Here is a 7645-nt window from a genome sequence, read left to right as displayed (position 1 = left end):
CGTTCTAATTCTCTGACTTTCTTTTTCTTGAAATCATCACTGAAATGCCTGTTATAACTAGCTCTGGCTTCATGATCAAAACATACTACTTTTTTCATATTGTTAACTTTTTTTCGGTCAACTTATTTCAGGCACTGACAAGTGTTGAATAGTGAACAATTGGGTAGAACGTTAAGCGGAGAATAAACTGATGAACACCATTTCTCTACGCTTTACGCTCTGTGCTTTACGCTCTGTTTCTTGGTTACCCTGCTCTCACTAACAATGTTAACAATCATAACGTATGGGTTTACGGAGGGTGTTAGCATTTTTTAAGTGCAATGATTTGCATTATTCAGTATATTTGATTTGTCCAAACTTTTTTGGATTTAAAAGCTTTTTGCAATTTCGGTATTTAAATAGGTTTTATGTCCAATTTTATTACTAACAGCAGCACAAAAGAATTAAAAAAACGAATTTCTGAAATTATTCAAGTCAGTAAGGAGTTGAAGTTCTTGGTGGGGTTCTTTTATTTTTCGGGTTTAAAGGAACTCATCAACGCCCTTATGCATAACAGCAGTGTGGAACTTAAAGTTCTGGTCGGCCTCAATGCAGACCATTTTAACAATTTGCTGGTTGAGTATGCCGAAGCTGATGGCATGAGTGACGATGAAAAAATAGAACTTTTTTACCAGTCAACACGAAAAGCATTGAACAGCGAAGAATTCGACACCAGGGAATTTTATGAGCAAATTAGTTTTTTTATTAAGCTGATTGCTGAAAACCGAATTACCATACGGAAAACCCTTGAGCCAAACCATGCCAAGCTTTACCTTTTCAAGCTGTCCGACAAAGAAATAATTAAGAAAAACCTGTTTATTACCGGAAGCAGCAATCTTACTCGTTCAGGCCTTAGCACGCAGAACGAATTCAATGTCGAAATATCGGACTATGGCTTTGATGAAGCCGAAAAGTACTTTGATACGCTTTGGGAAAACTCAATAAAAATTACGGAGTGGGACGACTTAAAAAAACGCTTAATTGAAGTTATTGAAAAGGAGACCCATGTTAAGCAAGTCACCCCATTTGAAGCCTATCTTCTGGTGCTGAAATCCTACCTTGAGGCTTATGAGCATAAGGATGTCGGAACATACCTTCCACAGTTTCTTGAAAAAATCGGGTATAAGCCATACCGGTACCAGCTCGATGCTGTCCAGCTCGGCCTGTCGATTATTGAACAGCACAATGGCGTGCTCATTGCCGATGTAGTAGGTTTAGGTAAAACTATTATCGCCTGTGCCATTGCCAGGGTTCTTAGAAAAAGGGGCATGGTAATTTGCCCTCCGGGGCTAATGGGCGACGAAAATAAAAACGAGGGATGGAATAAGTACCTCGACCAGTTCCAGCTTTACGACTGGGAAGTTCGCTCGCAGGGTAAGCTTGAGGAAACGTTCGAATACATAAAGAATCGCGACGATTTTGAAGTCGTCATTGTTGACGAAGCGCATCGTTTCAGAAATACCGATACACAGAGTTATGAACTTCTGAAAAACATTTGCAGGGGGAAAATGGTCATACTGTTAACAGCCACGCCCTTCAACAATAAACCCAGCGACATTCTGGCTCTTCTGAACCTCTTCATCATCCCCCGAAAATCGTCCATTACCCTCGATAACGACCTGATCAGCCACTTCCGCTCAATCGGTTACCTTTTCGATATGCTTTCGTTCATTAAAAAGAATTACAATGCACGGGATCCGTTAAAGCGGGATAAAGCCAGAAATTATTATAAGACCATTTTTAATGAAGATGAGATTGACCTTGCCAGGGTGGCCCGTAAAACGCACCTGCTGGCAAAACAGATACGCAGTATCATTGAGCCTATTACTATACGCCGCAACAGGCTCGACCTGATAAAAAATCCAAACTATCAAAACGAAGTAAACGAACTGTCGGTTGTTGAGGACCCCAGGGAATGGTTTTTTGCTCTAACTCGCGAGCAATCGGACTTTTATGACAAAATTATCAACCGCTATTTTGCTGATCCCGATGAAGGGGGGTTGTTCAGCGGGGCAATCTACCGACCGTACGAATATGAAGAAGGCTTCGAACAGGACTCAAAAGACCGAGAGCTGCATCGTGAATTTCTGCAACAGCGCAACCTGTTCGACATCATGCGCCGCCTTGTTGTAAAACGGTTCGAAAGTTCGTTCGGATCATTTGAAAAAACCATTTCCAACTTCAGGCGAATCAATACAACGGTTCTTGAATTCATAACAAAAACCGGCGCCGGCAACCCGCTGAACGGGGAATACATTCTGGATCGCGATCTGCTTGAAAATATTGTCAGTCTCGATACAGATGAAATTGAGCAACACCTTGTTGAGTACGAAAAGAAAATTCGTGAAGGGGTTTACCCCAAAAAGCATAAACGGTACAAGATAAGCGCATTTAAAGCCGCAAACAGGTTTGTTGATGATATTAATTCAGATCTGAAACTTTTTGATGAGATTTTGGAACGATTAAAAGAATTCAATCTGCTGTATAACGATCCTAAAGCAACCTGCCTGATGGCTAACCTTGAAAAGGAAATTAACACGAAACCAAAAAATGGCAGGGAACCTAAGCGGAAGTACATAATTTTTTCCGAATTTGCCGATACAGTTGATTACTTATACGAGCATTTTGAAAAACAAAAACCTGAACTGGCAAAACGAATACTGGTTGTCAGGGGGAACTTAACGCAAACAAAATACGATGAGATAAACCGGAATTTTGATGCAGCCAATACACGCCCGCTGGATCATTACGATATTCTGCTTTGTACCGATAAGCTGAGCGAAGGGTTCAACCTTAACCGTGCCGGCACGATTATCAACTACGATATACCTTGGAATCCGGTGCGCGTGATTCAAAGGCTGGGGCGTATTAACCGCATCAGTAAAAAAGTTTTTGATTCCCTGAGTATTATTAATTTTTTCCCAACCGAGCAGGGGGCGGAATTGGTCAAATCGCGTGAAATTGCCCAGAACAAAATGTTTATGATCCACAACACTCTGGGGGAAGATGCAAAAATATTCGACATCGATGAGGAACCATCGCCCGCCAAACTGTACCAAAAAATTATGCAAAATCCCGACAGTGCTGAGGAAGAGAGTTTTTTTACCAAAGTTTTGAATCTGTACAACGAAAACAAAGAGAAATACCCTGAAATCATTGAAAACATTGAGAATGCACCGGCACGTATTAAGGTTGCCAAACCTTCCGGCGAAGACAACATCATTGTTTGCTTCAAAAAGAACCGCATGTACATCCGCATGGGCAAAATGGAAAACAACACGTTGGAAGTGATGGATACCTCACTTGAACTGGTGCTCGATAAAATCATGTGTTCCCCCGATACCAGAAGCATACCGCTCGATGCTGATTTCTGGGATCAATACCAGAAAATTAAAACACTGAAACTGAAGTCTGAAATCGCCACATCAGAACAGAGCATTGAAAAAACCGCACTGAATAACCTGAACTACTATCTGCGCCTGCAGGAGCCTGAATTACTGCCGTATAAAGCATTCCTCAGGTCCCTGCGCGAGGATATACTGGATTATGGAACACTTACGCAGTTTACCCTCCGCCGCATTGCCAATCTGAAAAACAATGGCAATGAATTACAGGGGGTAATAACCGAAATATCAAGCCTTATGAACGAACTGGGAACTAATTACCTCGAAAACGAAAAAAAGCGCATTTCAAAAACAGCAACCGAAATCATTATCGCCATCCGCAACATTGGAACACCGAACCAGGCAATTCCAATATAAAACGTAAAATTCTTTGTAAGCTGAAGCTTTTAACAAAAACCGGCCATGAACAAGGAGATAGTTGAAAATCTGATTTCCGATTTTAACCACCACAATCTTGTTACACTTTTTCGTAATAAAACACGAAGTTTTAAACATAATCCGGAAGAAGTAGTCCGTTTCAACGACGAATTCTTTGAGGGGTGCACCCTTCTAGGCAGTTTTGAAACAACCGACGACAAGCTGGAAATGCTTGTTTTTACAGCTAAAACCAAACATGAACTTTCGGAACGGAGCGGCAAGAAAAGACAGTATGATTTGGGTAAAAAGATTTTAAAGGAACAACTCAGGTATTCGGGTGGCTTCTTTGTTTTTTACGACGACAGGGGCGATTTCCGTTTCTCGCTGATTTACGACATCCCATTGCCCGGAGGCAAGGTCAGGTTCAGCAATTTTAAGCGATACACCTACTTTGTCAGCCGCGAACAAACCAACAAAACCTTTATCCGGCAAATAAGCCTTGCCGAATTCACTTCGTTATCGAAAATCATTGAAGCGTTCAGTGTGGATAAGGTGCGGGCCGAATTTTACCACGAAATAGCCTGCTGGTACTTCTGGGCTATGGATAAGGTGAAGTTTCCCGACGACTACAAATACTCAGACAACCCGGCTAAAGATGCTGAAATCCGTAACTCCACCAACCTGATTCGCTTACTCACACGAATTATTTTTATCTGGTTTATCAAGGAAAAAAAACTGATCCCTGCATCACTTTTTGACGTAAAAGAACTCAAGCGCATTGTTAAGGATTTTTATGCCGGCAAAGAGGCATCCAACTATTACAATGCCGTTCTCCAGAACCTTTTTTTCGGCACCCTGAACCAGAAAATGAACGAGCGGGCTTTTGCCCGTGAAGGAGACTTTTCACAAAACCAGAAGGAGTACGGAGTAAAAAACCTTTACCGCTATGCTCAAAAGTTTGCCATCCCGCCCGAAGAAGCAATTGCCCTCTTTAAGGACATTCCATTCCTGAACGGTGGGCTTTTCGATTGCCTCGACAAAGAGGATGAAACCGGAAAGGTAATCTACATTGACGGATTTTCGCGCAATCCCCGTAAGCAGGCCATCATTTCTGATTACCTGTTTTTTCAGGCCGATGAAGAGAAGGTAAACCTCTCGGTTTACGAAATGGGAAAGGATAAAACCGTACGGGGACTGATTGAAATTTTAAAGAGTTACAATTTCACTATTGATGAAAGCACGCCGGTTGACCAGGAAGTAGCCCTTGACCCCGAGATGCTGGGTAAGGTGTTTGAAGAACTGCTGGCCTCGTACAACCCCGAAACTGCTACCACTGCCCGCAAAGCCACAGGAAGTTTTTACACCCCCCGCGAGATTGTCGATTACATGGTACAGCAATCCGTAAAGCATTACTTGCTTTCAAATACTCAGTTGGATGAGGCAACCATTGAAAAGCTGATCGCATTCTCCGACGATGCCCCTGACTTAAGCGAGGATCAAAAAAAACAAATTATTGAGTTGGTCGACAACATTAAAATACTTGACCCTGCCTGTGGTTCGGGAGCCTTTCCAATGGGTATTCTGCACCAGCTGGTTTTTATTCTGCAAAAACTCGACCCGGATAACAAAGTTTGGTACGAAGTACAGTACAACAAAGCCCTTGAGGAAACTCAAAAGGCATTTAAACATTCCGATAAGAGTGAACGCGAAGAACTGCTGAAAGAGATTAACGAATCGTTCGACGAGCATATCAATTACCCCGACTATGCCCGTAAGCTGTACCTGATTGAAAACTGTATTTACGGGGTGGATATTCAACCCATTGCCATACAGATTAGCAAACTGCGGTTTTTTATTTCGCTGGTGATTGACCAGAAAATTGATTCCAGGAAAGAAAATTTTGGTATCCGTCCCTTGCCCAACCTCGAAACCAAGTTTGTGGGGGCTAACACATTAATTGGCCTGGGAAGACCACAACAGCTTACTATACGAAACGCCTCGATTGATGAAAAAGAAAATGAACTGAAAGAACTCCGTCACCAGTACTATACAGCCAAAACCCGGAAAGAAAAAATTAACCTTCAGTGCAAGGACAAAGAACTCAGAAAACAAATTGCAGGACAATTGAAAGCCGAAGGTTGGGAAAGCAGATCTGCAGAACAGATTGCCTCCTTTGACCCTTATGATCAAAATTCCTCAGCCGACTGGTTCGACCCCGAATGGATGTTTGGGGTAACCGAGGGCTTTGATATTGTAATAGGGAATCCGCCCTACATTCAGCTTCAGAAAGCCTATAGCGGAAAACTTAAGTATGCGGACCTTTACAAAGACCAGCATTACGAAACTTTTGACCGCACCGGCGACATTTACTGCCTGTTTTACGAAAAAGGTCTGCAACTGCTGAAACAGCGAGGACATTTGTGTTATATTACCTCCAACAAATGGATGCGGGCAGGCTATGGCGAAAAGTTGCGGCAGTTTTTTGCCCGCCACAATCCAGTGCTGCTTATTGATTTAGGCCCCGGTGTTTTTGAAAATGCCACCGTTGATACCAATATTCTGCTGATCCAAAAAACTAAAAGTACCACCAGCATCCCTGCTGGTGGAAAAAGTATCACCAGCATCCCTGCTGGAGAAACTAAAAGTACCTCCTGCTCCAGCATCCCTGCTGGAGAAATATATGAATTTTTTAGCCCATATAATGAAATTGAAATACATCGGGGCAATCTTCCTCACTGGCAACAAAAAAATGTGTGGTATTTTATAACATTCCGACTTGCAGATTCCATTCCAGAGCATGCAAAAGAAAAGATTAAAGCCGAACGTGAAATGTGGTTAAAGAAGCATAAAGATAAAGACTTAAGTTTATTATCAAAAGAAGAAAAAATAGAATATTTTCGTTTATTTACTAAACGAATTGAAGAACTCCTTGATTCAGGTTATGGCGAATGCGTTTTGAAAGATTCAAAAGTTTCAAAAATTGTTGCTGATGCATTATTACATTTCAATAACGAGCGCTATATTCTTGACGAATGGGTAATTATGCCTAACCATGTACATGTGTTGGTAAAACCTATTGGTAATTATTCCATTACCGATATTCTACACAGTTGGAAATCATACACCGCTAATGAAATCAATAAATTACTTGGGAGAAAAGGTCAGGTGTGGATGCACGAGTCATATGACCATATAGTACGAAATGAAAAAGCATTCGAAGCCATAAGAAAATACATAAGAAATAATCCCAAAGGTAAAAGTACCACCAGCACCCCTGCTGGTGGAAAAAGTGCTGATGGAAGTACAATCCAGAGCAGGGATGCTCTGGGTACAATCCAGAGCAGGGATGCTCTGGGTACAATCCAGAGCAGGGATGCTCTGGGTACAATCCAGAGCAGGGATGCTCTGGGTACAATCCAGAGCAGGGATGCTCTGGGTACTTTTAGGTTAAGGGCACTAACCCTGCAAAGGCAAAATGGCGATGTAGACATCGACAGGCAGGTAAAGGAGAATGCGGTAATACTTGATAAGCTCAGCGGAGAGGCATGGTTTATAGGAAACGATGCCGAACAACGGCTTAAGGAAAAAATCGAAAGCATCGGTAAACCGCTTAAAGATTGGGATGTCAAAATATATCGTGGCGTATTAACCGGCTTAAACGAGGCATTTATTATTACCACCGAAAAACGCAACGAAATACTTGACAACTGCAGTGTGGCCGATGCATCCTGCATCGGCGGACTAAACGAACGCCAACGCACAGAAGCCATTATCAAACCCATCCTGCGAGGCCGCGATATTAAACGTTACCACTACGAGTGGGCAGGGCTGTGGGTGATCGTTAT

At 42.2% G+C, this 7645-nt stretch carries 1 protein-coding gene and 3 pseudogenes; all 4 read left to right on the top strand.

Annotated elements, in window-relative coordinates; genetic code table 11:
* Positions 1-407 precede the first annotated feature (407 nt).
* On the top strand, positions 408-3800 hold the full coding sequence (locus GX419_03565; protein NLI23767.1) for a DEAD/DEAH box helicase family protein: 3393 nt from the start codon (positions 408-410) through the stop codon (positions 3798-3800).
* Positions 3801-4028: 228 nt separating this feature from the next.
* Positions 4029-6365, top strand: a pseudogene (locus tag GX419_03560) (class I SAM-dependent DNA methyltransferase).
* A 264-nt stretch (positions 6366-6629) separates the two neighbouring features.
* Positions 6630-7046: pseudogene (locus GX419_03555) on the top strand (hypothetical protein).
* Between the two features lie 330 nt (positions 7047-7376).
* Positions 7377-7645, top strand: a pseudogene (locus GX419_03550) (class I SAM-dependent DNA methyltransferase).

This window comes from Bacteroidales bacterium (genome assembly GCA_012517825.1).
Classification (GTDB): Bacteria; Bacteroidota; Bacteroidia; order Bacteroidales; family JAAYUG01; genus JAAYUG01.
The sequence above is the reverse complement of the archived record's forward strand: the minus strand, read 5'-3'. Positions and strand labels throughout refer to the sequence as shown.